The organism is Paenibacillus sp. J22P277 (assembly GCF_059383675.1).
This window is the reverse complement of the sequence record NZ_JBXENS010000008.1, coordinates 445084-469616: the sequence shown is the minus strand read 5'-3', so window position 1 is coordinate 469616 and position 24533 is coordinate 445084. Positions and strand designations below refer to the sequence as shown.

Below are 24533 nucleotides of genomic sequence, written 5' to 3'. Positions count from 1 at the left end.
ATAGGTGTACGCTAAAGTCATTAGGACCAACGTATAGTACTAGATACTAAGGAGTTGAAATAAATGCTACATCAACCTTTGCATTCCCATGCGGCAATCACGGCCTTCGGCGCTTATGTTCCCGAGCGGGTCCTGACGAACGCCGATTTGGAACAAATGGTGGAGACGACGGACGAATGGATCTTCCAGCGAACGGGGATCAAAGAACGGCGAATCGCGGCGGAAGGCGAGTTCTGCAGCGACATGTGCTTCGGCGCGGTGCGGGACCTGCAGCTGCGCTACGGGGTCGTGCTCGAGGACGTCGATTACGTGCTCGTCGCGACGACGACGCCGGACACTTACTTCCCGAGCATGGCCGCGCGGGTGCAGGCGGAATTCGGCATTGTCTCCTGCGGGGCCGCCGACCTTCAGGCCGCCTGCGCCGGCTTCGTCTCCGGGCTCCAGATGGCGAACGGCCTCATTCTCTCCGGCGCTTATCATAAGATCCTCGTCATCGGCGCGGAAACGCTGTCCAAAGCGACGGATTATACGGACCGCTCCACCTGCATCCTGTTCGGCGACGGCGCGGGGGCCATGCTCGTGGAACGCCGCGAGGACGGCGCGTTCCTCGCGTCCTACAACAACACCAAAGGCAACGACGGCCATCACCTGTACCGTTCCTCGCTCGCGCCCGCGATCGACGGCGTGCCGATCCAGACGAACGGCCTGATCGTCCAGAACGGCCGCGAGGTTTACCGCTGGGCCGTGACCACGGTGCCCAAAGGCATCAACGCCCTCATGGAACGAAACGGCTTGTCGGTCGCGGACATCGATTGGTTCGTGCCGCACAGCGCCAACATGCGCATCGTCGAATCCGTCTGCGAGCGCACCGGCATCCCGCTCGAGCGCACGCTTACGAGCATGCGGGAATTCGGCAATACCTCGGCGGCTTCCATCCCGCTCGCGATCGATTTGGCGCTCAAGGAAGAGCGGATCAAGAACGGCGACGCCCTGCTCCTGTACGGCTTCGGCGGCGGCCTGACGGAGTCTGCGGTCCTGCTGCGCTGGACGTTATAAAGCATATCGAAAAGGGGCAGTCTATTCCGTAGCGTGCCCCGGCTTGAGCTTGAATCGGCTCCGTTTTCGAAGCATGTTGTTCCGGTAAACAGGCAAAGCCCTTCAACGCCCGGATTCGGGCAGTCGAAGGGCTTTTTGGAATATCATCTGTTCCTCGTTTAAGCGAGTACCCATGCCGACATCGTTACCGGGCCGTCGAGACCGACATCCGCATCGATGGTCGATACGAATAACTGAATCACGTGGTGCCCGACCGGCAGGTTTTCAAGAATCGGATGGAAGGATATGAATTTCCGATAGATTTAGTGCATCGCGCCGGATGGCCGATTTTGCCGATGCGGCGCGGATGGCGGCCCCGGCTGGCGGAATGCGGCAATTGCCGTTATTCACATTTTGCCCGAAAGGGGCAAAGGCGGTATACTAGAACGTATACGAACCTATAGAAAGCGAAGGTAGCCCCGTTATGGATGAACTGAAGAAAGCTTACGAGCTGCTCGGCCTGCCCGAAGGCGCATCCAAGGATGACGTCGAGAAACGCTATTTTCTATTGATCCGCAGGGAACGCGCCAGCCGGCAGCGCGAAGAGACGGGACAGCCGGACGAACAGGCGCTCAGCCTGGAGGAGATCAACAAAGCCTATAAATTGATTTTGGAATACGACGAGAAGAAGACGATGGAGCAGTTCAACGCCGCCGCTTACGGCAAATACAAAGGAATGGCCGGCTCCGCGCAGAAGGTCGACCATTTCTTCAGCTACTATAAATTCCACGTGCTCGGCGTCATCGCGCTCATCCTGATCGTCATTTTCGGCACCAAGGCGTACGTCGACCACCGCCACAAGATGGCCGAGCTCGCCAAGCTGCCGCCGATCGATGTAAGCGTCTCCTTCTTCGGCGAGTATTACAGTCCGGACGGCAGCTATCCCGTCAGCGACCTGAAGCCGCTGGAGGACAAGTTCCTGGCGCAGTTCCCCGATTGGAAGCGCGTCCAAGGGTTCTTCACGTACGTGCCGGCGGACATTAAGAGCGAGCAGGATTCCGCGCTCATCCAGAAGAGCATGATCGATCTCATGATGAACAAGGCGGACGTGTACATTTTGGATAAAGTGAACTTCCTGAAGCTGGCGCAGGACGGCTCGCTCCTGCCGCTCGACGGCGACAACGCCGCCAAGCTCGGCGCGGCCGTCAAGCCGGAGCTCGGCGTCAAGGCCAAGACGGAGGACGTGCCCGAGGAGCATGTGTACGGCGTCGACATCTCCGGCAGCCCACTGCTGAAGGAACTCCCCGTTATCGGCAAAGAATACATCGCGGGCATCCGGGTCAATTCCGAACGGCCGGACAATGCATTCAAATTCATCTCGAAATACCTCGAATAAGGTTGGCGCATGACCGCTTGCCGCAGCCCGAATCGAACGCGACCCGGGCTGCGGTTTTTTTTTCGCGCCCGCGCTATCTATCCCACCCCATTATCGGATGATTGTGCGGTTGTTGAGCAAGAAATCCTGTATGAGATACAATTGTTAGGCATGCTTAGAGAATAGGGGTTGAAACATGACAGAACGCAATGAAGAAGGGAAGGCGCTTGATTTACGCCTGGTACGCGTGTTAAGAAACATGGTGAACGAGTTGTACGGAAGCCTGGAACAAGACATTCGTAGTTACGGACTGAGTTTGGAGACATTTCGGATCTTGGAATTCTTGTACAGCAAAGGGCCGCACACCATTCAGAAAATAAGCGAATTTTTTTCGATTCCGAGCGGAAGCATTACCTATGTGATCGATAAGCTGGAGAAGAAAGCGTACGTGGAACGGGTCCCGATCCCAGGGGATCGGCGTAAAGTTAACGCAATTTTGACGGAGAAAGGACGAGATTATTTCGAGACCGTCTTTCCCAAGCACGTTGAAACCATCATTGCCCATTTCTCCTTTGCTACGGACGAGGAGAAGATAGAACTTATTCGCGTTCTGAAGAAAATCGGATACGGGATCAAGAGCAGTAGAGAAAATGCCGGCCATGAGGTGCCGGAAATCTGAACGAACGATCCATTCGATAAACGCCATGCAAAACGAGAAAAAACCCAAGGTCTTGGTCAAGACCTTGGGTTTCTTTATGCGATGGGTTTGTTTTATTTGCTATACACGATCGGCGGGCCCACGACGCTAACTTGATATTCTTTCGCCAGCTCGATAATTTCCTCCATCGTCTTTCCTGGAACTTCTTTAAAGATGAGTTCATCTCCCGGAGGCGTGAACATAATCGACATATGTAAATGGGTGTCGCCGATATTTAAGAATGCATGTGGCGTACCTTTGGGAACGACAAGGACATCGCCCGCACTTGCATTGAACTCTTTCCCGTCAATATGAAAGCGCGCTTCGCCTTCAAGTATGCGGAAAATTTCGTCGGCCTTATGATGAATAGCGATGGGGCCGTTTCCCTGCTTGGGGGCCATTCGAAGGTCGAACACGGAGTACCCGTCATTCACGTCTTTGCCGTGAACGCGGTAAGCAACTTGCTCTCCCGGGAGTACGTCGAACCACTCCATTTTTTCGTGACTATGATGGATTCCTTGCCAATTCGAATCTTGATGCGTTGTCATGTTGAATTCTCCTATCATAATCCTATTATTATATATTCTAAAAATATAACTTCTAAATACTAGCATTACCTTCGCGGCTTGTCAATTCAATCCACGTCGAGATACACCGATGTCGGATTCTTCAATCCTTGGACGAACCCGCGGTCGAGAAACGCTCTGCAATAATGACACCCCTCACGATCCGCATCCCTTGATCCGCGCTGCACCGCGATAAGCCGCGCAACGACAAAAAGGCGCAGCCGCCGTACGTCATGTACGCGCGCCTGCGCCTTGCTTCGGATAACCCGCCAGGCTATCGTCTATAGCCCGCCGTTCAGCACCAGATGCTTCAAGCCCGTATAGCGGTCGCGCAGCTGATGCGCTTCCCGCAGCGATTCGTCCATCAGCTCCCGCGTCAGGCCGATCTCTTCGGGATCGGCCGGCCCCCCGGCCCGTCGAAGCCAAGCCTGCAGCTGCTCGCCCTCCGGCAGCCCGCCGAATATCGACGGATACGCCTCGCCCAGCCGGTCGCGGTAGATCTTCGCCAGCAGCGCGCAAGCGACGCCGACCTTGGCGCCGTGCAGCAGCTGCCTGCGGCCTTCCTTCAGATACGCCATCTCCCAGTGATGCGATAGATGATGCTCGCCTCCCGAAGCCGGCCGCGAATGGCCGACGAGCAGCATCGACCAGCCGGAAAGCAGCAGCGCCTCCATTAGCGCTTCCACGCCTCGCTGAGAGCCGGATGCGATCTCGTCGACCGCCGCCACGCATTGCAGCAGCGCCCGTTCGGTCAGCTCGTACGCGAGCGGACAGAAAGGCTCGCCCGCCATCTCGGCGGAGAAACGCCAATCCGCCAGCGACGTGAATTTGCCCAGCATATCCCCGAAGCCCGCGGCCGTCATGCGCTGCGGCGCGGCCGACAGCACGTCCAGGTCGGCGAAGATCGCGGCCGGCGCGATCGCCGGGACCGTCTGCTTAAAGCCGTCCACGATAATCGGCGCGCCCACGGACGTGAATCCGTCCACGGAAGCCGCCGTCGGCACGGACACGAAGACCCGGTTCGTATGCGAGCATACGAACCGGACCACGTCGTGAATCGTGCCGGAGCCGACGGCCAGCATCGCCTGCGCTTCCTTCGGCGTCTCCAGCATCGCCTGCACGAGGGTCCGTTCGTCCGCGATCACGTCGCCCTGCCCGTTCGGCTTGAGCCGGCACACGCCGAACGGAACGGCAGCCGATCGCAAGAACTCGGAGAGCCGTTCTCCCGCCGCCTCCCATGTGCTGTCGTCGACCACGATCACGACGGACGAATAATTTTGCTGCTTGAGATACGGCGCAACCCGCGCGAGCGCTCCGGCTGCCAGCACGCCCTCCATCGTTATCGGAGCGTATACGACCCCTTCCGGCTGCTTGGCCGCGGCTTCGTTGATTTCGTCCAGCGCTGCTTTGATGTCCATGGCGATCGAATCCCCTTTCTTCAATAGCCTCATTTTACCATAACGAGGAATCGGTAGTCTTACAGAATGGCTGACAAGTACCCAAACGGGCCAATGCAGTCGGGCATACACTAGGGTAAATGCGCGTCAAACCGGGAGGTAGGAATGCCATGAAGCTACTGTTTACGTACTTTATCCCAAGCGGCGGAATCGAGACGCTCAACCGGCTGCGCTACCATGCGCTGCGTGCCGTCGGCATCGAAGCCCATGCCCTCTACCTGTGGAACGGCGCCGGGACGCAAAACATGACCGGCATTCCCCATTTCGTGACCAACAACGACTTCGAAATCATGGGCGTGCTGCAAACCGGCGGCTACGACGCCATCGTCGTCACCTGCGACCACCTGATGCTGCAGCGGCTGCACGGACTCGGGTACCGCGGCACCCTCATTTACGAGGCGCAGGGGCTCGGGACCACGGAACAAGCCGAATCCACGCTCGCCTTCGCCTCCACGTTCATCCGCATGTACGCCCGCGGCGCAATCAGCCCCCCGACCTCGCACATGATGGTGCTCTTTCAGCGGTATCTCGGCGATTTTCCGAGGTTCTACGTGCAGAACATGATCGATACCGACCAGTTCAGCCATCGGCCGTCCCCTTGGCTCAATCCGTCCGGCGCGCCGATCCTCGGCTGGATCGGGCGGCTCGAGAACAACAAGAACTGGCCGCTGTATCTGCGCATCGCCGCCGCGCTCGCGAAGGAAAAGCCGGACCTGCAGCTCTGGATGTTCGAGGACGCGACGATCTCCGAGCCCGGCGAACGGGAGAAATTCCACCTGCTGGTGCGCGAGCTCGACCTGGAAGCCCGCCTTCTCGTCCGCTCCAATATCCCGCACGGCCATATGCCTCATTATTTATCGGCCATCGGCGATTCCGGCGGCATGCTGCTCTCGACCTCGTATACCGAAGGCTTCGGCTATGCCGTCGCGGAAGCCATGAGCTGCCGCTGCCCCGTGCTATCCACGGATTCCGACGGCGTCCGCTGCTTTATCGATCATAATCGGACCGGCAAATTTTTCTTCTCGCGCAGCGTGGAAGAAGCCGTCCGGGAAGCGAAGGAACTGCTCGGCAACCGGCCGTTAACCGAGCAGCTCCGGCTGCAGGCGCAGCAGCATATCCGTACCCAGTTCTCCCTTGGACGGTATTCCGCCGACATCGTCAACGTGCTGGGCGCGCTCGGACTCCGGGCCTAAGCCGGCCAAAGATGGCCTGGCGCCCCGGAACAGCTGACCGTGTCGCATTCGCCCTGGCCCCGTATAGTAAGTAGGAAGAGGAATCTCATTCTGTTCGAAGAGGTGCACGATCATGCTGCCAAAAGTATCGATCATCATTCCTTTCTATAACGATCACTATGTCGATCAAGCGATCGTGAGCGCGCTCTACCAGACGTATCCGAACCTCGAGGTGATCGTCGTCGACGACGGCTCGACCCGGCATCAGGACGTTATCGCGCCATACCGCTCGCGCATCCATTACATCGGCAAAGCCAACGGCGGAACGGGCAGCGCGCTGAACCACGGCTTTTCCATGGCCACCGGCAAATACATCGCCTGGCTCAGCTCCGACGACCGGTTCCTCTCCGACAAAGTCGCCAAGCAGGCGGCCTACATGGAGCGGACGAAAGCCCGGATCTGCCATACCGATTTCCATATCATGAACGAGCACGGCGCGATTACGCATTACGCGGCCGGCACCAAATATCCGTCGGCCAAAGCCTTTATCGAGGGTATCCGGACCGGCTGCCCGGTCAACGGATGCACGATCATGATGACCAAGGAGCTGTTCGAGGAGCTTGGCGGGTTCAACCCGGGGCTGCCGTATACCCACGACTACGATTTCTGGATCCGCGCCCTGCTGCAGCGCGTGGACTTTCATTACTTGAACGAAGCGCTCACGATCTACCGGCGCCATTCCCAAATGGGTACCGTGCGCCATTTCGACACGATCATGGGCGAAGCCGGCATGACCACCGCGCGCTATGCGTCCCAGCTGGATCAGCTGATCGCCCAGCTCCCATAGCGAACGGCGGCCCCGTCATGGCTGCCCGATGCCTTCCGGCCTCACCGGCCGGAAGGCGCGGCTTGGCGCCTTCGCCGGCATCGGAGCGAGGAAGGCGTGTCCGCCCGCGCCTCCGCCTATCAATGCATCGAACCGTCCGTCTCCCGAAGATAAGCGGACAAGCTGCCTTGGGAGGCGGCCTGTCGATGCGGACGGACGATTACACGAATGGATGCCTTACATATGCCGGCAGCAAATGCAGCACGAGAATGTGGTACGCGAACGTTGCCCCGGCGTCCGCGCCCCGCAATAAAACAAAATGATCCACTGCGGCCGCTCCGCTCATCTACGGTTACGTAGTAGGGGCGCGCAGTGAATCATTGCTCCGCTCAGATCAGCTTCACGAAATACCCGATCATGTAGGCCGCCGGAACCAGTACCAGCTGCGCGGCCATCGTGCCCAGAAACCGCGTCGTCATGAGCACGACGTAGATTCTCCCGAGCTTCGTCCGGTACTCCGCGCTGCCGAGCGCCTTGTCCGTGATGAGCCCGAGCTGCGGATCGATGAAGATCGTCAGCAGAATCGTCGCGACGCCGTTGATGATGCCGGAGGATTGCCCCGCCGTCGAGCTCAGCTCGGGGAACAAGTGGGCCGCGTAGAGCGCCGCCAGCACGCCGACGGTGTAGAAGGCCGTGACGACGATGCTGAGCAGCATGAACGTCTTCGAGATGTCCAGGTACCGGAAACGGCTGAGATTGAAGCGGGGTACTCGAATATAATGCCGCGTGTTCTTGAGCTGGCCGATCGTCACGCTGGACACGAGCTTCGGCACGGAACCGGCCACCTCCAGCTTCGCGATCATGCGGCCAAACAGATTGACGCAGGTCGGAAACAGGACGATCGCGAGCAGCGTGCCGACCGACGACGCGAGCAGGGTGAAGCGCAAGTACTGCAGCATGGGAAACCCGGCATGCGTTCGTCCGTAATCGACGAATTTGGCCGCGATCGGCCCCTGTACCATGTTCGCCGTCCGCGACACGAGCACGATCATGCCCGTCAAAGACAGCGCGACTGCGATTTTGTTCAGGCGAACGCCCGCTAGCCGGACGGCATACGAGAGCGTCTCCGCCGTATGGATGATCGTCGTCATGGCGAAGACGACCAAGAGATTGGTCAGCAAGCGGTTCGTCTCCTCTCCCGGAACTGCCCGAATGCTTTAGTCGATCGGCATTACGCGTCGAACAGCGCCGTGGACAAATACCGCTCGCCGGTGTCCGGCAGCAGCACGACGATGTTCTTGCCTTGGTTCTCCGGACGTTTGGCCAGCGCGAGCGCGGCGAACGCCGCGGCGCCGGACGAGATCCCGACGAGCAGGCCTTCCAGCTTGGCCAGCGCGCGCGCCGTCTCGATCGCATCCTCGTTATGGACCGGCACGATCTCGTCGACGACCGCGCGGTTGAAGTTGCCCGGCACGAATCCCGCGCCGATGCCCTGAATGGCATGGCTGCCCTTCTTCCCGCCTGCCAGCACCTGCGAATCGAACGGCTCGACCGCGACGATCCGAACGGACGGCTTCTTCTGCTTCAGCGCCTCGCCGACGCCCGAGATCGTCCCGCCCGTGCCGACGCCCGCGACGAAAATATCGACGGCACCCTCCGTGTCCCGCCAGATTTCTTCGGCCGTCGTCCGCTTGTGGATCGCCGGATTGGCCGGATTCTCGAACTGCTGCGGAATGAACGAATGCGGGATTTCGGCCGCCAGCTGCTCGGCCTTCCCGATCGCTCCCGCCATGCCTTCCATCGCAGGCGTCAGCACCAGCTCCGCGCCTAGCGCCGTCAGCAGCTTCCGCCGTTCCAGGCTGAAGCTCTCCGGCAGCACGATGATGAGGCGATAGCCCATGGCCGCCGCCGCGAACGCGAGTCCGACGCCCGTGTTGCCGCTCGTCGGCTCGATGATGACGGAATCCGGCTTCAGCAGCCCGCGTTCCTCCGCATCCTTGATCATCGCATAGCCGATGCGGTCCTTGACGCTGCCGGCCGGGTTGAAATACTCCAGCTTGGCGATGATTCTCGCCCCGAGCCGCTCGCCGCCCGCGAATTTGGAAAGCTCCAGCATCGGGGTATTGCCGATCAAATCCGTTAAATTTTGCGCGATGCCCGCCATCCGACACCCTCCTCTTTCATTCGATTTTCGTTTACGTTCTCTAGCCTAGCCTTGCAGCCGCTTCTCGAAACATAAGCTCGACGGACAGCCGATATATTCGCCGTACGGCTCGATGGCGTAATAGCCGTTCTTCTTATAGAAAGCCACGGCTTCGAGCTGAGGAACGCCCGTTTCCAGACGGATGCGCGCATAGCCCTGCGAGCCGGCTTTGTCCTCCAGATAGCGGAGCATCCGACCGGCAATGCCTAGGTTGCGCGCTTCCGGTTCCACGTAGAAGCGCTTCAGCTCCGTGGACGCCGCGTCGATCTTCTTGATCGCGCCGCAGCCGACCGGCTTCCCGTCCAGATACGCCGCGACGAAATGGATGTCCGCCAATTCGGGATTGTCCAAATCGACGCCGAACACCTCTTCCGGCGGATACAGGCCATACAAATAAGCATCCAGCCGGTCGATCAGCCCAAGCAAATCGGGATCTTTAATCCCTACGTCCTTTAATGTCAATTCATGCATCGTTGTCTACTCCTTGTGCAGCCATCGATTCGCTTGTTCGATCCAAGAACCTTCTTCGTCCGCCAGCAGGCCCAGCCAGCCGAGCGCTTCCGCGGCGGTCAGATTTTTGCGCTGATCATCCACGTACAGCACGGATGCCGACGGATCCAGCTTCGCGTGCAGGGCGGCGTAAATCTCCCCGGAAGGCTTGCTTGCCCCTGCCTCGCTCGAGATGACGACATGCCCCAGATGCGGCCGCAGCCCTTCCAAATAAGGCGCCAGCCATTCTGCGCGGTGATTGCTCAGAATATGCACGTCCGCCAGCTCGCTCCATGCCGGTATGCAATGAAATGCGGGCAGCAGCCGGATACTGCGGTGCAGCAGCGTCCGCGCTTCCTGCTCCGCCAATCCCGGACAATGCGCGCTCAGCCAGCGCCAGAACTCGGCTTCCCCGAGCGCGCCCGTCCATAAGCCATCGCGAATATCGGCCGCGTACGCCGCCCTGATCTCTTCATAGCTCTTGGATGCGGCCGCCGCGATCGTTTCCCAGAAACCCGGGGTCAGATTCGTGACGATCACGCCGCCGGCATCCAGGATCAACTGTTTCTTGTTCATTCATGCGCCTCCGGCTTGTCGATTACGGAATCATCGCGAAAATATACGTATCCCGCACGCGCGTCCCGTCCGCCGACAGACCGTCGTTGCGCAGCGTGCCTTCGTGCCAATAGCCGAGACGCATCGGAATCGCCTGGCTCTTCTCGTTCAGCGCGTCGCAGCGGATCTCGACCCTGCGCGCCAGCAGCTCCGTGAACGCGAATGCCGTGATGCCCTGCACCGCTTCCGTCATGTAGCCTTGCCCGCAGAGCCGGCTGTCCAGCCAATAGCCGATCTCGAATTTCCGCACGTCCCAGTCCGGACGGTGCAGACCCGAGGAGCCGACGAAACGGCCGCTCGCCTTGTCGAACAGCAGCAAGCGCATATCCTCCCGCAGGATGAATTTGGCGCAGGCTACGCGGAGATTCGCCTCCGTGCCCGCTTCGGTCGGTTCCTGCCGGGCGAACGGCAGCCATGCCCGCAGCTCGGGCAATGAAGCCTTCATCGCCTCGAATACGGCGCGCCCGTCACCCGGACGCGGCACGCGAATCAGCAGCCGCTCCGTCTCGAATTGCGTCGGAATGTCAAGCAACAACGGATCCATCGCCATTCTCCTCTCCGCCATGCGGCCCGCGAGGCCGATCTATTCTTTCATACTAGCATATTCCAACGTCTCGATCACCAAGTCGCCGAAGCCGCGAATGTCCGCCAAATAATCGTAGCCGGGCGGATTCGGCTTGAACGCGTTCAGCATTCGGACCGCCACCGCGTCGCGCGACGGGATCGCAAGTACCGCGCATCCGTATACGCCGAGCGACTGGAACGCGCCTTGCGGCAGCTTCGGCCCTAATTCGGAGACGGCCGAAGGGCGGTCCTGCACCCACCAGAAGAAGCCGTTGCGCGGGCAATCGGCCGGCAGCTCCTCCGGAGCGGCGATCGATACCGCCCGTTCGAACACGCCTGCCGGAGCGATCTGCCTGCCGCCGATAAGGCCCTTGCGCACATGGAGATACCCCCAATAAGCGAGCTCCCTCGCGCTGGCGAACAGATTCGCTTCGTCCCCGCGGTCGCCGCCGTAAGCCTCGTTCATCCAGACGAGACGCTCCGCCGGCTCCGCGCGCCAGTCCGTCCGCGAGAAGCCAAGCGGCCTGAAGACGCGTTCGCGCAGCACTTCGGCAAGCGGACGGCCGAAGACGCGCCGAACGATGCGAATGAGCAGGTTCACGCCGGCGTTATTGTAGCTCCATCCCGTACCCGGCGGGAAGACGCGGGTCATCGCGCCTCCCTGCCGCAGGCCGTGCGTATGCGTGAGCAAATGACGAATCGTGGTGCCTTCCAGCAGCGTTCGGTCGGCGTCCTCGAGATAATCCGCCGCGGGATCGTCCACGCTCGCGATTAACCCCTCCTCGATGGCGAGGCTGACGGCGAATCCGAGATACGTCTTGCGGATCGAGGCCAAATGAAACTGCGAATCCGCGTCGATCGCCCGGCTGCCCGGGTTCGAATCGAAGCGGCCGTCATACCATTCATGAACGACGGCATCTCCTCTGACGACGCACAAGGCCGCTCCGGAAGCGAGCTCTTCTTTGACGCCGCGCATATAATCGTCCAGTCGGCGGAATCCCGACGTTTGGCTTGCGTCGCTTCTCGGCTGCATGGTCATTCTCCCTTCTCTATGTAGAACTATCGCGCCGGCATGCGGCGGCCATGCAATGACTGTCAATCGTGCGGCGTCCGTCCTGTTCCGCCGCCCTTGCGGTACTCGTAATTCTCCCGGCATAGTTCGAGCAGCGCGTGCTTGAGCCCTCGCTTGGGCTGGGTAATGCGCAGCGCCGGAGCTTGTCCCTCTCCCGGACGTCGCAGCGCCTTGCGCACCGTCGCCGGGTCGGCCACCCGGTTGACGATCAGCTCGTCCGGCTTCGTCACCGCCCTGTAGCGCTGAATAAGAAACCGGTCGCAGGCGGTTTCCGCGAATCCCCGCTCCAGCTCATGCAGCTGAAAATCCCGCAGCATGCCCTGCTGCACCTTTGCGATCATGACGCCGTCGCTGCCGAAATACAGCACTTCCTGATTGACGTTCGTTTCCCGGTCGACGATCTGGGCTTCCGGCGTTTTCTCCAGGTTGCGGATATGCGACAGCATGTTCTGCGCCTTCTCGAATTTGAGCTGCTCCGCGTATTCGCCCATCTGCCGGTACATCCGGGCGATCAGGGCGTCTTTGCTGCCGCCGAACAGCAGCTCCGACACCTGCTTGACGTCCTTGGCATAGTCCGCCTCGGATATATGGCCCTCGCAGATCCCGCTGCATTTGCCGATGTGATGCAGCAGGCAGGCGCGCTTCGGCAGCGCCGCGCACGCGCGCAGCTTGTAATGGTCGGCCAGAAATTCCAGCAGCTCGTTGCGGAATCTCGCGCTCGCGAACGGACCGAAGCGCCTCGGCCCGGCGGATGCCGGCTGCGACGCGGATCCGGGAGACTTGTCCGCGGCAGGATCCTCCTGTTCGCGGCGATCCCGGTAATGCACCGCCAGCCTCGGGATGCGCTCCGCAGTCAGCTCCAGATAGGCATAGCCGCTGTTGTCCCGCTTGAGCGCGCGGTTATACGGCGGCTTATGGATTTTGATCAAGTTGTTTTCCAACAGCAGGCTTTCCGTTTCATTATTGACGAGGATGATTTCAATGCTCGCGATCTGCGCCACGAGCTCCCGCAGCCGCTTGCGCGTATGCCGGGTCGTGAAGTACGACCGCAGGCGGCTTCTGAGCTTCTTGGATTTGCCGACGTACAGCAGTCGTCCCGATGCGTCCCGCATCAGATAGCAGCCCGGCTTCTCCGGGTAATCGCCCGCCTTGAACGCAAACGGCTCCGTATGCTCCATCTCTTCGAACACCTCTTTCGATCGGCCGGCTGGCATTGCCGGTCATCGCCAAACATTTGTTCCCTGGCTTCCATTGTACTGCCGCCCGCCGGATTTGAAAAGCGCTGCCGAGGCCTATAAGGAAAGAACCGCCGGCCGATTATGCTATACTGGATAAAATGGGAAAGGAGTCGATATGGATGGCAATCAAGCTCGACATGGTCGGCATCGTCGTCGCGGATATGAGCCGTGCATTGGCGTTTTACCGCGTGCTCGGATTCGAAATTCCCGATGAGGCGAACGACCAGCCGCACGCGGAAATCGCGCAGGAGGGCGTCCGCATCGCGTTCGACACGATCGATGTCGCGAGAGACGTCTACGGCGGCTGGGAGCCGCCGGCCGGACACCGGATCGAGCTGGCGTTCCGCTGCGAGGACGCCGAAGCCTTGAACGCGCTGTACGGTCAAATCGTCGACCGGGGATACGAAGGCCGCCGCGAGCCGTGGGACGCCTTCTGGGGCCAGCGCTACGCGATCGTCGCCGACCCGGACGGCAACCTGATCAGCTTGTTCGCCTGACGAGCGGACAAGCCTGACCGAACGCATAGGCCGCAAGTGCCCGTTCGAGCGGCTTCGGCCGGGCGTGCAAGAATGCTGCCGGACCGCAAACGCCGGTTCGACAGGTATCGGCTGCAATCCGTTCGTCGACATCAATGCCTCCGGGCCGCGATCGCCGGTTCGACCGCGGCCTCTACCGCACCCGCTTTGAACGCTTATATGTACGCCGTCGACAGCCGGGGATCGCAGGACGCGATCCCCGGCTGTTCGTTCAGCGCGACGTGCCGCGCTGCTTGCCGCTTTCCGGCTTCTTGCGCGGCAGCTCCCGTCCCCGCGGGAGAAGGCCGAGCTGCTTCAAATACGACTGCCAGCGCGCTTCGTACCTCGCGAAGGTGCCTCTGGTTTCGAGCGCGACCGCGTCGGCATGCTTGAGCGTTCCCATCGCCTCGTGCCTCCGGTAAGCGCAGAGCGGCTCCGGGACCAGCAGGAACGGCGTTCCCGAGAGCAGCACGCGGAACCAATAATCCAGATCCTGCGTGTAGCGCAGCTTTTCGTTGAACGGACCGGTAATCCGGTACAGCTCCTTGGTCATGACGACCGTGCAGCCGTTCACGGGATTGCCGTGCTGGAACGCCCGGTAGAAGTCGCCCGACGCGATGCCGGGCGGGATAATCTCGAAGTCGGTCATTTTGCCGCGGCCGTCGATGACGTCGAACCCGGTATGGCTGATCGGAGAGCCCGCCCGCTCCATCGCCTCGACTTGGCGCCTGATTTTGTCCGGGTAGAACCGGTCGTCGGAGCTGAGCCAGGCCACGTACTTCCCGTTCGCGAGCCGAAAGCCGCTGTTCAGCGCGCTCGCCGTTCCCCCGTTGGCCTTGCCGATGTAATGGATGCGCCCCTCGTACCGGCGCAGCTGGTCCTGATGCTTCGTCGAGCCGTCGTCGACGACGATGACCTCGATCTCCTGGTACGTCTGGGTCAGCGCGCTTTCGACCGCTTCCGCGACGTACGGATCGTTATAGAACGGAATGACGATCGTGACGAGCGGCCGGTTGGATTTCAACCCCATTTTGCTTCCCCTCCCGCATGCAGCATGCTGTTCAAACGTTCAGCCGGGCGGATGCCAGCGCATCCCGCAGCGATTGCCGCAGCGGATAGCGCGGCGCCCAGCCGAGGGCCGCGACCGCGCCGGGATCGGACGACGCCGGCGAGGCCGCGTCCGAGTCGCCGAATTCCCAGCGCAGCGGATGCAGCGCCAGATCGCCGAACGCCTCGGCGATCTCCTCGAGCGTCCGCATGACGCCGGACGCCACGGCATAGACGCGGCCGCTCTCGCCTGCGCGGAGCAGCACGTCGTACGCGGCGATCGCGTCGCGCACGTCGAGCAGGTCGCGCCGTTCGCCGCGCGAGGAGAACCGGAACGGCGCGTTCGCTTCCTCCCCGGCCGCCGCCGCGCGCTCCGCGCCCGCCGCGTACCGCGCGAGCAGGCCGCACAGCCCCCCGGACCGGCCGGGACCGATCAAATTCGACGGTTCCGCGACGATAATCTCCATGCCGAAGAGCGATGCCCAGCTCTGCGCGACGAGCACCTGCATCGTCTTGCTCAAGCTGTACGGATGCTGCGGCTTCGGCCCCGCGTCGCCGTCGACGGCCAGGGGAAAGCGCAGCATCGAGCCGGCAACCAGCACCCGGCACGGCGTTCCGAGCCGCCGCACCCCCTCCAGCAAATGCACGGTGCCCATGACGTTGCTTTGCAGCACGGATGCCGGGTCGCTCCACGACGCGCCGACCGCGTTGGCGCCCGCCAGATGCAGGACGCAGTCCGGCGCCGCGCGCCGCACGAGCGCCTCGGTCTCGCTGCGCGAGGCCAAGTCGCAGGCCAGCACGTCATCGGCGGCGCCCAGCCATGCCCATTCCGGCGAGCCCGCTTCCGGCAGCCGGCGGACCGCCGCGGTTACGCGCCAGCCGAGGGAGGCGAAGCCTCGGCAGGCATGCTCGCCGCAGAACCCGCCTGCGCCCGTGACGAGCAAGCGCTGCCCGCTCATCCGCGCTTCATCCACTGCGCCAGTTCATCCAGCATCGGAATGTACCCGGTCGTCCGGAAGCGCCAATCGTGCCGCGTCGAAACAAGCGTCCGGTCGATTTTGACCGCGTCGTCCGACACGACCCGAACCCCTTCCGCCTCGAAGGCCGCCTGGAACAGCAGCAGCAGCGTATGTTTGCTGACCGATTCGCTCGCCGTCAGATGCACGAGGCCGCCGATCTCCGGATGCTCGATCGCGTACGCGATCGCCTTCGCGAGCTCCAGCGTCGTCACCCCGTTCCAGAAAACGTTCGCGTAGCCCTTCACCGTGCCGCTTTGCGCCTGGAACCACTTGAGCAGGCCGATGCCCTGCGGCCGGATCTCCGGCCCGATGATCGAGGTGCGTATCGTCAGATGCCGGCCGTAGACCATCTCGCCGAGCGCCTTCGAACGCGCGTAGACCGACGCGCCGTCCGGATGGTCGCTCTCCGCGTAGGAACCCCGTTCGCCGCTGAATACGCAGTCCGAGCTGATATGGATGACGCGCGCGCCGATCGCGTCCGCCGCGTAGCGAAGCCAGTGCGGCAGCAGGCCGTTGACCAGATACGCCTGCAGCGGATGCATCTCGGCGTCCTGATTTAAGACGCCAGCCGCGTTGACGACGATATCCGGCCGCACCGTCCTTACCGCGTCGGCCACCGCTTCCGCGTCCGTGGCGTCGAGGGCGAGGCTGCCCGTTCCGTCCGCCCGCCGCGTCGTATAGGCGATCTCGACCTCGGGATGAACCTCCCGGAAGTAGCGGATCAGCATATGACCCGCCATCCCGTTCCCTGCGATGACGAGGAGCTTCATGAGAGGAACCCGCCTCTCACGAGCATGGAGCGGATCTCTTCCTTGGACATCAGCGATTCGCTGGAGCAGTAGCTGTCGAACGCGACTTTCGTATGCGCGCCGTAGTGCTGGCGGAGCCCCGGAATATCGAGCGTCGGCAATATCACGAGGTACTCGTCGTCGTACGCGACCGTCGTCGTGCTTTCGTGCTCCGTGAGCAGGATCTCGTGGATTTTCTCGCCCGGACGGATGCCGGTCTCCACTACTTCCGCGTCGATGCCCATGTCCTCCATCAGGACCGCGGCCAGGTCGACGATCCGGCAGGTCGGCATCGTCATGACGAAGATTTCCCCGCCGACGCTCTCTTCGGACGCCTTGAACAGCAGCGTAATCGCATCCTGCAGCGTCAGGAAGAAGCGGGTCATTTTCATGTCCGTGATGCGGACCTGGTTCTTGTTCTTGATCTGGTTCATGAACAGATGCACGACGCTGCCGTTCGTGCCGAGCACGTTGCCGCCGCGCACGCAGACGAACGTCGTCTCGGAATGGAGCAGGTTCGCGTACACGATCAGCTTCTCGCCGATCGCCTTCGTCATGCCGTAGAAATTGGACGGGTTCGCCGCCTTATCCGTCGAGATGTAGATGACGCGTTTCACGTTATTCGCGATGGCGGCCTCGATGACGTTCTGCGTGCCGATCACGTTCGTCTTGAGCGCTTCGTAAGGCTGATCCTCGCAGACCGGAACATGCTTCAGCGCCGCCAAATGAAACACGTAATCCACGCGCTCGCACGCCCGCATGAGCGCTTCTTTATCGCGGATATCCCCGATGCAGAAGCTCAGGCGCGAATCCTCGAACGAACGGCTCATCGCCACCTGGCTGGACTCGTTGCGGGAGAACACGATGATTTGTTTGGGCTGCTGGGGCAGCAGCTGGCGAATCAATTCATAGCCCCAGGACCCTGTTCCCCCGGTGACCAGTATGCGCTGATTAGTAAACATTCCATTTCCCTCCAAGCATAAATTTAACCACTTTATCCGATACGTCGCCGGCCAAGTACCCTTCCGGACAGTCCCACTTCGCGGGCAGCGCGGTCATGACCGCCGCCGCTTCCTCGATCCGCTGCGGATGCAGGCCGCAGACGACGTTGCTGCCGCAATCGATCGTCTCCGGACGCTCCGTCGTCTGCCGGATCGTCACCGTCGGTACGCCGAAGAGGCAGCATTCCTCCTGCACCGTGCCGCTGTCCGTGATGGCCAGCAGCGCGTGCCGCTCCAGCCGGACAAAGTCGAAAAATCCCATCGGTTCGTAAAATTCGACCCGCGCGTCCATGTCGACCTGCACCGAGCCGGCGTCGATCCGCGACCGCGTGCGCGGATGCACGCTGCAGACGACGCGCTTGTCGAAGCGCCGCGCCACCCGGTTCAAACCTTCCAGGATGCCGGCCAGACGTTCCGGCGCATCCACGTTCTCCGCGCGGTGCGCCGTGACGAGCACGTACCCGCCGGGCTCGAGTTCGAGCCGTTCCAGCACGTCGCTGGCTTCGATCTGCGGCGCGTAATGCGCGATGACCTCGTGGATGGGATTGCCCGTCTGCACGATCCGGTTGCTCGGAAAGCCCTCGCGCAGCAAATTGCCTTTGCTGTAGGAGGTGTAAGGCATGTTGATGCTCGATACCGCGTCGATGATCCGGCGGTTCTTCTCTTCCGGAACCGACAGATCATAGCAGCGGTTGCCCGCTTCCATGTGCACGACCGGAATGCCCATGCGTTCGGCGATGATCGCGCACAGCGCGCTGTTCGTGTCGCCGAGCAGCAGGACCGCGTCCGGCTTGTGCGCCGTCAGCACCCGCTCCGTCTCCGCGAACATGACGGACAGCTGGCCGCCCAGCGTCTGCTTTGCGTCCGTGAGCAGCACATCCGGCTTCCGCAGGCCGAGCTCCCGGAAAAACACGTCCGACAGGGAAGGAGAAAAGTTTTGCCCGGTATGCACGAGCACATGCTTTTCGGCCAGCGCATCCAGCTTTTGAATAATGAGGCTCAGGCGAATAATCTCCGGGCGCGTGCCCAAAATCGTTACAACGCGCATGAAACGTTCCTCCCTCGTTCGCTCTCTTGACTGCCGCTACGATGCGCGGCGGCGCCGTTTCCTTCCGCCGGGGGCGGCTTTCCCGCGACGCGCCTTGCCTCCCCCGAGGCCGCGCCGCGGCTTCAGGACGCCTCGGCGGCCGCGGCGCCGGCGCTTGCCCTTGCCCGCGCGAAGCCGGCGCCGCTTGCGGGCCTGCGGCAGAGCCGTGCCGATCGGCTCGCCGACCGGCCAAACGGCGATGAAGGCATCCGGCACGGGCCGCACCTCTTCGATCCGGTAACCGACGGCCGTGAACGCCTCCATCGTCCGGAACGGCCGGAGCGTACCGCGGTCGAACAGATAGATCGCCGGCCCGCTGCCCTGGATCACCGTCGGCGGACGCGCCGCCTGCTGCTTGACGACGTCGGTGAACCTGCGCAGCCGTTCCCGATAAGCCATGATGCCGAACGCGGCATGCGCCTCGCGCGCATTGCGGGCGCCGACCCCCTGCAGCAGCTCTTCGTTGCCCAGCAGCGCCGATACGTTCGCCGCCAATCCCTCGATATCGCCCGTCGGCACGACATACGCGTCGTTACCGGTCGCCCGGCCGATCTCGGCCAATCCCCCGGAGCCGTAGACAACGACCGCTTTGCCGAAAGCCATGCCTTCCAGAGCCGTCATGCCGAAGCCCTCCGGCATCAAGCTCGGCACCACGAGGATATCCATGGCAGGGTACACCGTCGCCACCTGCTCCTCGAACCGGAGCCAGCGGAACCGCTCGATCACGCCGGCCGCGCGGGCGATGTCGAGACACCGTTCGAAATACGGCGGATCGACGGGGTTGCCGACGATCAGATACCGCGCCTTGGGATGAAACGCCGCGGTCTTGACCGCCATTTCCATGAAGTGCTCCAGCCCTTTGCCCTCGAAAATCGAGGAGGAGATATAACCGACCAGCCGTTCATGCTCCGCGATGCCGAGATGCCTGCGCCGGTTCGCGCGATGCTGTCCCCATCCCTCCGGCCGCAGCTCCGCTTGATGCCACGAGGGCGGAATGAGCGTCGTCTTCGGGATCATGCCCGGCGTGCGCAGCGGCGCGAGCGCCGTCTCCGAGATGCCGAGCACGAAGTCGGCGTGCGCTTCGATCAGCGCGGCCGAAGCCGGCGTCAGCGGCGTCTCGCGGATCGCCTCCATCACCGACCAGACGACGGGGATGCCGAGCGCTTTGCCGGCGATGGCGGGAAGCGGGTGGACGCAGGTGTTGGCCAGGATGACGTTCGGCTGCTCCTTGTTCATGAGGAGGACGAGATCGCGCCAAGACGGCTCCTGCTGCTTGGTCGCAATCTCTTCGTTCATATGCGGGAGGGCCAGGTAGAGCGGAACGATCAGCGGAATATCCTGCACGATGACCGGAAGCCCGAGCTTGCGGGCATGCGCGGCAATGACGCCTTCCGTGGGAACGACGAGGGTGCAGGCGTAGATCGGCAGCAGTTCGCGAATCATGAACAACAACAGCTTCTCGGCACCCGTCACGTATTGCGGACTGCAAATATGCGAGAAGATCAGCATTTTCGGCTTGGTTTGCTTCAATCGGCTGCCTCGCTCGTCGGCGGCTGTCAACGAGCAGGCGCTCACCTCCGTCCCGTATCGCTCTATTCTTCGATCCTAGTTCTTATATTGTATTTGGAAGGCCGTTGACGCGGCACGACATTTGGACCGCCAGCAAACGCACAAAATGGCGCCGCGCCCGGCTGCGCGCCGGTCACGGACGCATGTTCATACCGGAAACAGCAGCCCGAGCAGGCGCTCGATCCGCTTGCCGTACGTATGCTCGCGCATCGTCCGGAGCATGCCGCGCATCGCGATCGTCTGCCGCTCCTCCTCGTGGGTCAGATAATAGTCGATCTTCTCTATCATCTCTTGCGGGGTCGAATAGGTGACGATATCGTAACCCGGCGTATAAAAGGAGACCAGGTCGTTCCGCGCGTCCGTCAGCTGCAGCGTCGCGCAGCCCGCGATCTCGAACGTCCGCGGATTCGGCGAGACGGCCTCGATGCCCGCGCTGTTGTTGTTGAACGTGTCGTCGTTGTGGGAGCGGTGCATGTTGATGACGATCTTGGCGCCGTTGTACATATTGGCCGTCTCCATCGGCCCCATCCAGCGGCCGAGCTCGATTTTGCCGGCGAGCAGCCGAAACTCCTTCAAGCGCTCCCACCAGATGCCCGAGATATGCGTATCCTTGGTGGCGAGGTAACGGGTAACCTGATCGAAGAACTCCACCCGCTTCCAGTACGCCGAGCCGACGAAGCAAATCTCGTGGCGCTGCGAGCGTTCGGGATTGCGCGGGCGGAAGGACACGGGATCCGCGCCGAGCGGCAGATAATGCACGTCGGCGCAGCCAAGGCTGCGGTAATAGTCGACGCAGACCAGCTCCAGCGTAAAGACGATATCGTAGTGCGGGGCAAGCGAGGACGTGATGTCGGTGTAATAGGGATCGTCCGTGAACCAGATGGCCGTGCGGATGCCGGCTTCGCGCATGCGGTCGACCTGGGCGACGTCGAACTCCAAGCCGTCCAGCACGAGTACGATATCCGGCATGATCCGCAGGGCGAGATCGGCGACGGGCTGCTTCGTGTCGGTAATGGTCAATTGCGTGACCTGGCCGCGGAAGGCCTCCGCGATCGCGATATCGAGCGGCGAATACGGAAAGCCTTTGCCGGTCGCCACGAACAGGACATGCGCCTGCTTCAGCGGCGGCGGCGGCTGGATGCTGCTTTGGAGCGCGGCCTCGCAGCGTCCGAACCAATGCCCGTGCTCCCAGCCCAGCCGGAATCCGGCCTTCGCGCCCGGGGACGCGGCACGGCCGCCTCCCGTCCTGCCGCGCCGTTTTCGTTGCGTCGTTTTCATGCTCCTTCTCCTCCCCCGTGCCGATGTTGTCCGCGGCGCGCCGTTTACCATCCCAGCACCTCGGCAATCTGCTGCAGGCGCCGCGTATACGTATGGTCGACGAGCGTCCGGCGCAAGCCCCGCAGCGCGAGCGCGCGGCGTTCATCCTCGTTCGTCAGGTAGTAATCCAGCTTGGCTCTCAACTCGTCGGCGTTCGCGAACGTTTCGATTTCGGAACCCGGCCTGTAGTATTGCGTCAGGTCCTCCCGCCGGTCCGTCAACTGCAGCGTTCCGCAGGCGGAGATCTCGTACGTGCGGGGATTGATGGAACGTCCCGGGAGACCCAGCACGTTCTTGTTGTCTTTGCCCGTCTCGGTCGTCCGGTGCAGGTTAATCACGATCCGGGCGCCGTTGTAATAACGGATCGATTCCTCGACCGGCAGCCACCCCATCCGGATGAACCGCTTCAGCTCCTTGAAGCTGCGCATCCGGTCCCACAGCCCGCCGGCGATGAATACCTTGCGCGTCTTCAGGTACGGCGCGATCGCGTCGAACATTTCCACCCGGTTCCAGAATGCCTGGCCGATAAAGCAAATGTCGCTGCGGTATTTCTCCTCGACCGTCATCGGCTTGAACCGCAGCTGGTCGACGGCCAGCGGCATGTAGACGACTTTCGCGCAGCCGCGTTCCCGGTACATCTGGATCGTGCTCAGCTCGTGCGTCAGCACGGCGTCGTAGCGGGGCGCGATGTACATCGTATCCGCCGTGACGTACGGATCGTCGGCAAACCAAATAGCCGTCCGTATTCCGAGCGAACGAACGGCATCGACCTGCTCCAAATGATCGGGCGGAAAGACGTGAAGCCCGTTCAGCACCAGCATCCAGTCGGGTCGGACGAGCGAAGCCTGCTCCGCCATTCGCGCGGGCTCCGCCACGTAGACTTCGCGGACCGTCAACCGCAGCGCTTCGATGACGCCTTGATCGATGGCTTCGAAGCCCTGCGGAACGTAGAGGACGCTGCAATTCCGTTTCGGCGGGGCGGCCGGCTGCAACTGCCGGACCAAATATTCGCAGGCGCCGTCCCGCAGGCCGTTCTCGTAGCCCCATGTGAATCCTGCCGTCGCGGCCTGATCCGTTACTCGTTCCTTTGTCTGCACAGTCGCCACCCCTGAGTTTCATTCTTCTGTCTCCATATATATGCGAATGACGGGCAAGGCTCGTGGTCACTTGTCCGCGCACCCCGCAAAATTGGCTGATGACCCCCAAGGCGAACGTACCGGACGACACGCGGCGCATTCGTTCGGAAATCGCAAAAAAGTAGTATAAATCTGGCAGTCCCGTCACATATTAAAAGAGGTCGAAGGCATGCGAACGAAGGAGGGCTTGATCATTCATTTCTCAAAGAAACAAGTCGAACCGATCCCGGAAGAAGAGACGTCCATTTGGACATGCACGAACGAGAACTGCTCTTGCTGGATGAGAAACGATTTTTCGTTCGGGGAGTTCCCGAGCTGCCCCATTTGCCATTCCAGCATGACCAGCCAAATCAAAAGCCTGCCGGTCCTGACGAACGGCACGAAACGCGGCTTCCAATAAGACAGGCTGTGATTTTCATGCAATGACGGTGAAGGGCATGACCTGCGGTCGCTTTCGTTCACCGACTTTCATGAAAATCCCGAACGAGGTACACAAAAACCAGGCAATTCCCGTCGCGGACGCTGACGGGAGTTGCCTGGTTTTTATTTTATAAAGATCCTATACTCGCCGCCTTTACGAGCAGCATATCCTCTGATTGGACGGGCCTTTCACTTCGGAACGGGATGGCCCCTACGCTCGGGGCGGCGATGGCCGCGAATGGCGGGCGTCCCGCTCCGCTGATTGATCGATCGTCAAGATGTTGTTTCTCGGCCATCTCGAGCGAGGCGGCTAATGACCCGTTTGCTCTTCATCCGCCGGCTCCGCCAGTGAAAAAGCGGCTTTCCCTGGGGCGGCACATTGTCTTGAAATAAGACGCCAAGAATCCTATTGACACAAGTTTCCATTGGTTATATTATAACCGTAGGTTAGTAACCGATGGTTATAATAACTTTGGGGAGGCTGCTCGGATGAGTTTTGTCGTGTTTATGCTGTTGTTTACGGTTATCTGCGGATTGCTTGACGCGCGCATCGGGCGCGGCAACAAGCTGTACGGAAAGGGGATGAACTGAATGTTCGCGGGACATTTCGGATTGGCCGCCGCCGTGAAGGCGGGCGACGCGAAGACGCCGGTGTGGGCGCTTATGCTGGGCACGCAGCTGCTGGACGTCATATTCGTGCCCCTGCTGCTGTCGGGCCATGAAACGATCGTCGCCGAACGCGAAGGCTACGGCGGAGCGCTCATTCATGCGGATTACACGCATTCGCTCGTCGGGGCTATCGTGATCTCGCTGCTGGCGGCCTGGCTTGGACGGCGCTTCTGGGGCAGGCGGTCCGGCGCAGTCGTCGGGCTGGTCGTGTTCAGCCACTGGCTGCTCGATCTGATCGTCCACCGTCCCGATCTGCCGATTCTCCCCGGCAACGCCGGCGATCTGCCGCTGCTGGGCCTCGGGCTCTGGCAGCATCCGGCGGTAAGCGCCGCGCTCGAAGCCGTCTTGATCGCCGGCGGTTTCCTCCTTTATCTCCGTTCCTCCGTGAAGCGCTCCAAAGCAGCCGGAACCGGAACGGCGTCGACGATGAAATGGGCGTATTGGTCCTCGGCCGCGATGGGTCTCCTGCTCCTCGCCTCGCTGCTGACGGACACGCTGTCGGGCAAATGAACGAACCGGGCGCATCCTGCCCGCGGGCGCGCTTGACGGCGACGTTTGCGGCAGGAGCGCCCTTTTTTATCGCTGTTTGGATCGCCGCCGTTGAACGCGGGGCTTGTCCTTCCTCGGCATCTCCTTCTTGTGATCGCTTTATTTTC

Annotated in this window: 25 protein-coding genes; 8 read left to right on the top strand and 17 right to left on the bottom strand. The window is 61.5% G+C overall.

Annotation, left to right across the window (positions count from 1 at the left end; all coding sequences use genetic code 11):
• The first annotated feature begins 63 nt into the window (after positions 1-63).
• The 3 genes from AC50YL_RS28945 (at position 64) to AC50YL_RS28935 (ending at position 3089) form a co-directional block, all read left to right on the top strand.
• Positions 64-1056 carry a ketoacyl-ACP synthase III gene (locus AC50YL_RS28945; RefSeq protein ID WP_494836551.1) on the top strand — a complete coding sequence of 331 codons (993 nt, stop codon included), beginning with the start codon at positions 64-66 and terminating at the stop codon, positions 1054-1056.
• Positions 1057-1519: 463 nt separating this feature from the next.
• Entirely contained in the window at positions 1520-2431 is a 912-nt protein-coding gene (locus AC50YL_RS28940) for a J domain-containing protein (protein ID WP_494836550.1), read from the top strand.
• A gap of 175 nt (positions 2432-2606) precedes the next feature.
• Positions 2607-3089: a MarR family winged helix-turn-helix transcriptional regulator gene (locus tag AC50YL_RS28935; RefSeq protein ID WP_494836548.1), complete on the top strand. Its 483-nt coding sequence runs from the start codon at positions 2607-2609 to the stop codon at positions 3087-3089.
• Between the two features lie 92 nt (positions 3090-3181).
• On the opposite strand, the gene AC50YL_RS28930 is transcribed toward AC50YL_RS28935, so the two are convergent.
• Together AC50YL_RS28930 and AC50YL_RS28925 are read right to left on the bottom strand one after the other, a co-directional pair.
• Complete coding sequence (locus AC50YL_RS28930) at positions 3182-3655, bottom strand: cupin domain-containing protein (RefSeq protein WP_494836547.1); 474 nt, start codon at positions 3653-3655, stop codon at positions 3182-3184.
• 299 nt (positions 3656-3954) lie between these two features.
• A complete protein-coding gene (locus tag AC50YL_RS28925) occupies positions 3955-5091 on the bottom strand; it encodes a sn-glycerol-1-phosphate dehydrogenase (protein WP_494836546.1) in 1137 nt (378 codons plus the stop codon).
• 149 nt (positions 5092-5240) lie between these two features.
• Between AC50YL_RS28925 and AC50YL_RS28920 the strand changes: the two genes are divergently transcribed.
• Positions 5241-6323, top strand: a complete 1083-nt coding sequence (locus tag AC50YL_RS28920; protein ID WP_494836545.1) for a glycosyltransferase family 4 protein — start codon at positions 5241-5243, stop codon at positions 6321-6323.
• 112 nt (positions 6324-6435) lie between these two features.
• Entirely contained in the window at positions 6436-7149 is a 714-nt protein-coding gene (locus AC50YL_RS28915) for a glycosyltransferase (RefSeq protein WP_494836544.1), read from the top strand.
• 368 nt (positions 7150-7517) lie between these two features.
• Here AC50YL_RS28915 and AC50YL_RS28910 read toward each other — a convergent pair whose 3' ends face one another.
• The 7 genes from AC50YL_RS28910 to AC50YL_RS28880 all read right to left on the bottom strand — a co-directional run bounded on the left by AC50YL_RS28910 (position 7518) and on the right by AC50YL_RS28880 (position 13285).
• Complete coding sequence (locus AC50YL_RS28910; protein ID WP_494836542.1) at positions 7518-8309, bottom strand: lipid II flippase Amj family protein; 792 nt, start codon at positions 8307-8309, stop codon at positions 7518-7520.
• A gap of 50 nt (positions 8310-8359) precedes the next feature.
• Positions 8360-9292 (bottom strand): cysteine synthase A, encoded by a 933-nt coding sequence (gene cysK / locus AC50YL_RS28905; protein WP_494836541.1) that lies wholly within the window; start codon positions 9290-9292, stop codon positions 8360-8362.
• A 45-nt stretch (positions 9293-9337) separates the two neighbouring features.
• Complete coding sequence (locus tag AC50YL_RS28900) at positions 9338-9802, bottom strand: GNAT family N-acetyltransferase (protein WP_494836540.1); 465 nt, start codon at positions 9800-9802, stop codon at positions 9338-9340.
• A gap of 6 nt (positions 9803-9808) precedes the next feature.
• Positions 9809-10396 carry an HAD family hydrolase gene (locus AC50YL_RS28895; RefSeq protein WP_494836539.1) on the bottom strand — a complete coding sequence of 196 codons (588 nt, stop codon included), beginning with the start codon at positions 10394-10396 and terminating at the stop codon, positions 9809-9811.
• A 22-nt stretch (positions 10397-10418) separates the two neighbouring features.
• Positions 10419-10979, bottom strand: coding sequence for a GNAT family N-acetyltransferase (locus AC50YL_RS28890; RefSeq protein WP_494836537.1), 561 nt, complete (start codon positions 10977-10979; stop codon positions 10419-10421).
• Between the two features lie 39 nt (positions 10980-11018).
• A complete protein-coding gene (locus AC50YL_RS28885) occupies positions 11019-12032 on the bottom strand; it encodes a serine hydrolase domain-containing protein (RefSeq protein WP_494836536.1) in 1014 nt (337 codons plus the stop codon).
• A gap of 62 nt (positions 12033-12094) precedes the next feature.
• Positions 12095-13285, bottom strand: coding sequence for a GIY-YIG nuclease family protein (locus tag AC50YL_RS28880; protein ID WP_494836534.1), 1191 nt, complete (start codon positions 13283-13285; stop codon positions 12095-12097).
• Positions 13286-13428: 143 nt separating this feature from the next.
• On the opposite strand from AC50YL_RS28880, the gene AC50YL_RS28875 reads away from it, so the two are divergent.
• Positions 13429-13806 carry a VOC family protein gene (locus AC50YL_RS28875; protein WP_494836532.1) on the top strand — a complete coding sequence of 126 codons (378 nt, stop codon included), beginning with the start codon at positions 13429-13431 and terminating at the stop codon, positions 13804-13806.
• Between the two features lie 250 nt (positions 13807-14056).
• On the opposite strand, the gene AC50YL_RS28870 is transcribed toward AC50YL_RS28875, so the two are convergent.
• The 8 genes from AC50YL_RS28870 to AC50YL_RS28835 all read right to left on the bottom strand — a co-directional run bounded on the left by AC50YL_RS28870 (position 14057) and on the right by AC50YL_RS28835 (position 22749).
• Complete coding sequence (locus AC50YL_RS28870; RefSeq protein WP_494836530.1) at positions 14057-14854, bottom strand: glycosyltransferase; 798 nt, start codon at positions 14852-14854, stop codon at positions 14057-14059.
• Positions 14855-14885: 31 nt separating this feature from the next.
• Positions 14886-15830 carry an NAD-dependent epimerase/dehydratase family protein gene (locus AC50YL_RS28865; protein ID WP_494836528.1) on the bottom strand — a complete coding sequence of 315 codons (945 nt, stop codon included), beginning with the start codon at positions 15828-15830 and terminating at the stop codon, positions 14886-14888.
• Positions 15827-16660 (bottom strand): dTDP-4-dehydrorhamnose reductase family protein, encoded by an 834-nt coding sequence (locus tag AC50YL_RS28860; RefSeq protein WP_494836526.1) that lies wholly within the window; start codon positions 16658-16660, stop codon positions 15827-15829. Before AC50YL_RS28860 ends, AC50YL_RS28865 begins: the two co-directional genes overlap by 4 nt.
• A complete protein-coding gene (locus tag AC50YL_RS28855) occupies positions 16657-17640 on the bottom strand; it encodes a polysaccharide biosynthesis protein (protein WP_494836525.1) in 984 nt (327 codons plus the stop codon). Before AC50YL_RS28855 ends, AC50YL_RS28860 begins: the two co-directional genes overlap by 4 nt.
• A complete protein-coding gene (wecB, locus tag AC50YL_RS28850) occupies positions 17630-18727 on the bottom strand; it encodes a non-hydrolyzing UDP-N-acetylglucosamine 2-epimerase (RefSeq protein WP_494836524.1) in 1098 nt (365 codons plus the stop codon). Before wecB ends, AC50YL_RS28855 begins: the two co-directional genes overlap by 11 nt.
• A 36-nt stretch (positions 18728-18763) precedes the next feature.
• On the bottom strand, positions 18764-20296 hold the full coding sequence (locus AC50YL_RS28845) for a glycosyltransferase family 4 protein (protein ID WP_494836522.1): 1533 nt from the start codon (positions 20294-20296) through the stop codon (positions 18764-18766).
• Between the two features lie 186 nt (positions 20297-20482).
• Positions 20483-21613, bottom strand: a complete 1131-nt coding sequence (locus AC50YL_RS28840; protein ID WP_494836521.1) for a CgeB family protein — start codon at positions 21611-21613, stop codon at positions 20483-20485.
• Between the two features lie 44 nt (positions 21614-21657).
• A complete protein-coding gene (locus tag AC50YL_RS28835; RefSeq protein WP_494836520.1) occupies positions 21658-22749 on the bottom strand; it encodes a CgeB family protein in 1092 nt (363 codons plus the stop codon).
• 232 nt (positions 22750-22981) lie between these two features.
• Here AC50YL_RS28835 and AC50YL_RS28830 point away from each other — a divergent pair, with 232 nt between their 5' ends.
• Both AC50YL_RS28830 and AC50YL_RS28825 read left to right on the top strand, forming a co-directional pair.
• A complete protein-coding gene (locus AC50YL_RS28830; protein ID WP_161745478.1) occupies positions 22982-23188 on the top strand; it encodes a cold-shock protein in 207 nt (68 codons plus the stop codon).
• Between the two features lie 611 nt (positions 23189-23799).
• The gene (locus AC50YL_RS28825) at positions 23800-24387 is read left to right on the top strand and encodes a permease (protein WP_494836519.1); all 588 of its coding nucleotides are present in this window, start codon (positions 23800-23802) and stop codon (positions 24385-24387) included.
• The last annotated feature ends 146 nt before the right edge of the window (positions 24388-24533 follow it).

What these genes read in the sequence shown, in the direction of transcription:
- AC50YL_RS28945 (WP_494836551.1), top strand. Translation starts at nt 64, where the DNA reads ATGCTACATCAACCTTTGCATTCCCATGCGGCAATCACGGCCTTCGGC.
- AC50YL_RS28940 (WP_494836550.1), top strand. Translation starts at nt 1,520, where the DNA reads ATGGATGAACTGAAGAAAGCTTACGAGCTGCTCGGCCTGCCCGAAGGC.
- AC50YL_RS28935 (WP_494836548.1), top strand. Translation starts at nt 2,607, where the DNA reads ATGACAGAACGCAATGAAGAAGGGAAGGCGCTTGATTTACGCCTGGTA.
- AC50YL_RS28930 (WP_494836547.1), bottom strand. Translation starts at nt 3,655, where the DNA reads ATGACAACGCATCAAGATTCGAATTGGCAAGGAATCCATCATAGTCAC.
- AC50YL_RS28925 (WP_494836546.1), bottom strand. Translation starts at nt 5,091, where the DNA reads ATGGACATCAAAGCAGCGCTGGACGAAATCAACGAAGCCGCGGCCAAG.
- AC50YL_RS28920 (WP_494836545.1), top strand. Translation starts at nt 5,241, where the DNA reads ATGAAGCTACTGTTTACGTACTTTATCCCAAGCGGCGGAATCGAGACG.
- AC50YL_RS28915 (WP_494836544.1), top strand. Translation starts at nt 6,436, where the DNA reads ATGCTGCCAAAAGTATCGATCATCATTCCTTTCTATAACGATCACTAT.
- cysK (WP_494836541.1), bottom strand. Translation starts at nt 9,292, where the DNA reads ATGGCGGGCATCGCGCAAAATTTAACGGATTTGATCGGCAATACCCCG.
- AC50YL_RS28900 (WP_494836540.1), bottom strand. Translation starts at nt 9,802, where the DNA reads ATGCATGAATTGACATTAAAGGACGTAGGGATTAAAGATCCCGATTTG.
- AC50YL_RS28895 (WP_494836539.1), bottom strand. Translation starts at nt 10,396, where the DNA reads ATGAACAAGAAACAGTTGATCCTGGATGCCGGCGGCGTGATCGTCACG.
- AC50YL_RS28890 (WP_494836537.1), bottom strand. Translation starts at nt 10,979, where the DNA reads ATGGATCCGTTGTTGCTTGACATTCCGACGCAATTCGAGACGGAGCGG.
- AC50YL_RS28885 (WP_494836536.1), bottom strand. Translation starts at nt 12,032, where the DNA reads ATGCAGCCGAGAAGCGACGCAAGCCAAACGTCGGGATTCCGCCGACTG.
- AC50YL_RS28880 (WP_494836534.1), bottom strand. Translation starts at nt 13,285, where the DNA reads ATGCCAGCCGGCCGATCGAAAGAGGTGTTCGAAGAGATGGAGCATACG.
- AC50YL_RS28875 (WP_494836532.1), top strand. Translation starts at nt 13,429, where the DNA reads ATGGCAATCAAGCTCGACATGGTCGGCATCGTCGTCGCGGATATGAGC.
- AC50YL_RS28870 (WP_494836530.1), bottom strand. Translation starts at nt 14,854, where the DNA reads ATGGGGTTGAAATCCAACCGGCCGCTCGTCACGATCGTCATTCCGTTC.
- AC50YL_RS28865 (WP_494836528.1), bottom strand. Translation starts at nt 15,830, where the DNA reads ATGAGCGGGCAGCGCTTGCTCGTCACGGGCGCAGGCGGGTTCTGCGGC.
- AC50YL_RS28860 (WP_494836526.1), bottom strand. Translation starts at nt 16,660, where the DNA reads ATGAAGCTCCTCGTCATCGCAGGGAACGGGATGGCGGGTCATATGCTG.
- AC50YL_RS28855 (WP_494836525.1), bottom strand. Translation starts at nt 17,640, where the DNA reads ATGTTTACTAATCAGCGCATACTGGTCACCGGGGGAACAGGGTCCTGG.
- wecB (WP_494836524.1), bottom strand. Translation starts at nt 18,727, where the DNA reads ATGCGCGTTGTAACGATTTTGGGCACGCGCCCGGAGATTATTCGCCTG.
- AC50YL_RS28840 (WP_494836521.1), bottom strand. Translation starts at nt 21,613, where the DNA reads ATGAAAACGACGCAACGAAAACGGCGCGGCAGGACGGGAGGCGGCCGT.
- AC50YL_RS28825 (WP_494836519.1), top strand. Translation starts at nt 23,800, where the DNA reads ATGTTCGCGGGACATTTCGGATTGGCCGCCGCCGTGAAGGCGGGCGAC.